The organism is Streptomyces sp. NPDC006197, assembly GCF_040613865.1.
In the GTDB taxonomy this organism is placed as follows: Bacteria; Actinomycetota; Actinomycetes; order Streptomycetales; family Streptomycetaceae; genus Streptomyces.
On sequence record NZ_JBEXSZ010000280.1, the window covers coordinates 1 to 2911 of the forward strand.

Genomic DNA, 2911 nt, shown 5'->3' on the forward strand with positions numbered 1-2911 from the left:
TCCACGACCGCGACGGAGACCCGCTGGTTCTCCTGCTCGGCGGCGTCCAGGGTCGCCTGCGCGGCCTTGGTGGCGGCCTCGATCGTCAGGTGCGTGGAGCGCGTCGTGTTCTTGTTCTTGGCGTCCGCCGTGGCGGCGGTCGGCGCGGCCGCCGTGTCCTCGCCGGTGGCGCTCGCGGAGTAGGCCCCGAAGCCGCCGAGGGCGAGGGCGGCGACGATCGCGCCACCGGTCACGACACGGGTGCGCGAGGAGGCCTTCTTCACGTGCTTCATGGGGTCTGCTCCAGTGAACTCGGGGAACCGCGGGGGCCGTCGGGAAGCCGCGGCCCGCTCTGTCTCCCATCCTGGTGCCGTACCCCGCCGCCGTCCGTCGTCGTCCCGGCTGCCCCCGGCGCCCCGGGCGGTGGACCCCGGGGTCATCCGATCGGTTGACCCCGCGCGGTCAGCCTCCGCCACCGAGCGGCCGGTTCGGCGAAGGCCCCCGCCGCCGCGTCGGCGGCCGGGCGCCCCGGGAGGCGGCCCGTGACGGCGCCGCGGTCCTCCCGGCCGGCCCACGCCCGGCCTTCGCTTCCGGGGGCGGCGCACACGGTTCTATGGTGGGCGGCGCAGATCGCGCGGACCGCGCGGTCCTCCGCGGGCACGCGCCCGATCCGGCGGCCATCCCGGCGGCAGGGTCGCACCCGCACGACACGAACGAGGAGTTCCATGGACATCGCCGGCTCCGCCGCTCTCGTCACCGGCGCCGCTTCCGGCCTCGGCGCCGCCACCGCCGCCGCACTCGCCGCGCGCGGCGCCACCGTCTACGGCCTGGACCTGGACAAGGCCGTGGCCGCCGCCGGGCCGCTGCCCGAGGGCGTGCGGCTGCTCGCCGCGGACGTCACCGACGAGGAGCAGGTCCGCGAGGCGCTCGCCGCGATCGACGCCGACGGCGCCGAGCTGCGGCTCGCCGTGAACTGCGCGGGCATCGCCCCCTCCGCCCGCATCCTGGGCCGCAAGGGACCGCACGACCTCGACCTGTTCCGTACGGTGCTCAACGTCAACCTGCTCGGCACCTTCAACGTGATGCGGCTCGCCGCCGAGGCCATCGCCCGCCACGAGCCCGACGAGCACGGTCAGCGCGGCCTCGTGGTCAACACCGCGTCCATCGCCGCCTTCGAGGGCCAGGTCGGACAGATCGCGTACGCCGCCTCCAAGGCGGGCGTCGCCGGGATGACCGTCACCGCCGCGCGTGACCTGGCGCAGTTCGGCATCCGGGTCGTCACCATCGCCCCCGGCATCGTCGACACCCCGATGATGGCCGGGTTCGGCGAGGACGTCCGGGCCGGTCTCGCCGCGAGCGTCACCTTCCCGCAGCGCCTCGCGCGCCCGGAGGAGTACGCCCGGCTCGTGACGATGATCGCCGAGCACGACTACCTCAACGGCGAGACGATCCGCATGGACGGCGCCCTCCGCATGAGCGCCCGCTGAGCCTCCGTACCCTCACCACAGCACTCGGTGCCGGATTCTTCCGGCACCGAGTGCTGTGAGGGCTCGTCCGGGTGTTAGGTTCGAGCCATGGGAACAGCGTCGACGAACTCCACGAAGCCCGCGATGCGGGACTCCCTCATCGCCGCGGCCTTCCAGCTCTTCCTGGAGCGGGGCTACGAGCAGACCACCGTCGACGACATCGTCACGCTCGCGGGCGTCGGCCGGCGGTCCTTCTTCCGGTACTTCCCGTCCAAGGAGGACGTGGTCTTCCCCGACCACGAGCAGTGCCTCGCCGACATGACCCGCTTCCTCGCCGCGAGCGCCGACTCCGACGACCCGGTCGTCCGGGTCTGCGACGCCGCCCGGCTCGTCATGCGGATGTACGCCGAGAACCCCACCTTCTCCGTGCAGCGCTACCGGCTCACCCGTGAGGTGGCCGGACTGCGCACGTACGAGCTGTCGGTGGTCTGGCGGTACGAGAAGACCCTCGGCGACTACCTGCGCACCCGCTGGGCGGACCGCAGGGACGGCACCCTGCGCGCCAACGTCGTCGCGGCGGCCGTGGTCGCCGCCCACAACCACGCCCTGCGGCACTGGCTGCGCTCGGGCGGCGAGGGCGACCCGCTGGCCGAGGTCGACGGGGCCCTGGAGTTCGTCCGCACCACCTGGACCACCGGCGGCCAGGCGGCGGACGCCCCGGCCGAGGAGGCCGAGGACGTCGTCGTGGTGATCACCAAGCGCTCCACCCCCATGTGGCGCGTGGTGCGCGAGGTGGAGTCGAGCCTCGGCGAGGGCTGAGGGTCACCGGGGGATCTCCGGAGGGTCACCGAACGGCCTCAGGGTTCTCGGTATCTCGAATTGAGGGAACTCAGGTCTTTATTTGATGGCACTCAGTGCCATATCTTTGCTCCATGCACGGTCGAGCCGCCGAGTGCAAGGAGAAGGCATCGTGTTCCACACGGGAATGAGGAGCGGGACCGCCGTCCAGGCCGAGGAGTCGGCCCCCGAGTCCGAGCTGTACTTCCAGCGCTGCCGCTGGTGCCACACCACGACGTTCCAGCGTCTGCTCTGCCCGACCTGCGGGTCGACCGACCTGGCGCCCGAACTCAGCGGGGGCGAGGGCGTGATATCCGTACGGCGCGGGGTCGCGGCCGCTGACGCCGATCTCTGGCCGGTCCACATGACAGAGGGTTTCGTCGTCCGCTGCCGCGTCGACGGACCGCTGCACGCGGTGCGCCCCGGGGCCCGGGTCAAGCTCTCCGGCACCGCCTCCGCCGGGCGCAGGCCGGTCGTGCGGCTCTGCGAGGAGGTCCCGCTCGACACCTGGTACTGAGCGCCGGGCGCGTACACGAGGAAGGGGCGGGTGGTGCTCTACTTCCTCGCGACGCTCTCGCCGATGGTCTTCCCGGCCTGGCGCGGCATGGACGCTCCGCCTTGACCGGGCC

Annotated in this window: 3 protein-coding genes and 1 pseudogene; 3 read left to right on the forward strand and 1 reads right to left on the reverse strand. The window is 73.0% G+C overall.

The features are described from left to right. Positions 1-263 (reverse strand): annotated as a pseudogene (locus ABZ318_RS39355) (heme-binding protein); the annotation flags it as partial. A 441-nt stretch (positions 264-704) separates the two neighbouring features. Between ABZ318_RS39355 and ABZ318_RS39360 the strand changes: the two are divergent. From ABZ318_RS39360 to ABZ318_RS39370, 3 genes are all read left to right on the forward strand, one after another. Continuing rightward, positions 705-1466 (forward strand): SDR family NAD(P)-dependent oxidoreductase, encoded by a 762-nt coding sequence (locus ABZ318_RS39360; RefSeq protein ID WP_356907216.1) that lies wholly within the window; start codon positions 705-707, stop codon positions 1464-1466. A gap of 87 nt (positions 1467-1553) precedes the next feature. Beyond that, positions 1554-2264, forward strand: coding sequence for a TetR family transcriptional regulator (locus tag ABZ318_RS39365; RefSeq protein ID WP_356907217.1), 711 nt, complete (start codon positions 1554-1556; stop codon positions 2262-2264). Between the two features lie 151 nt (positions 2265-2415). After that, on the forward strand, positions 2416-2799 hold the full coding sequence (locus ABZ318_RS39370) for a zinc ribbon domain-containing protein (protein ID WP_356907218.1): 384 nt from the start codon (positions 2416-2418) through the stop codon (positions 2797-2799). Positions 2800-2911: the final 112 nt, after the last annotated feature.

Excerpts from the sequence above, each read along its gene's own strand:
- ABZ318_RS39360 (WP_356907216.1), top strand. The coding sequence starts at position 705 with ATGGACATCGCCGGCTCCGCCGCTCTCGTCACCGGCGCCGCTTCCGGC.
- ABZ318_RS39365 (WP_356907217.1), top strand. The coding sequence starts at position 1,554 with ATGGGAACAGCGTCGACGAACTCCACGAAGCCCGCGATGCGGGACTCC.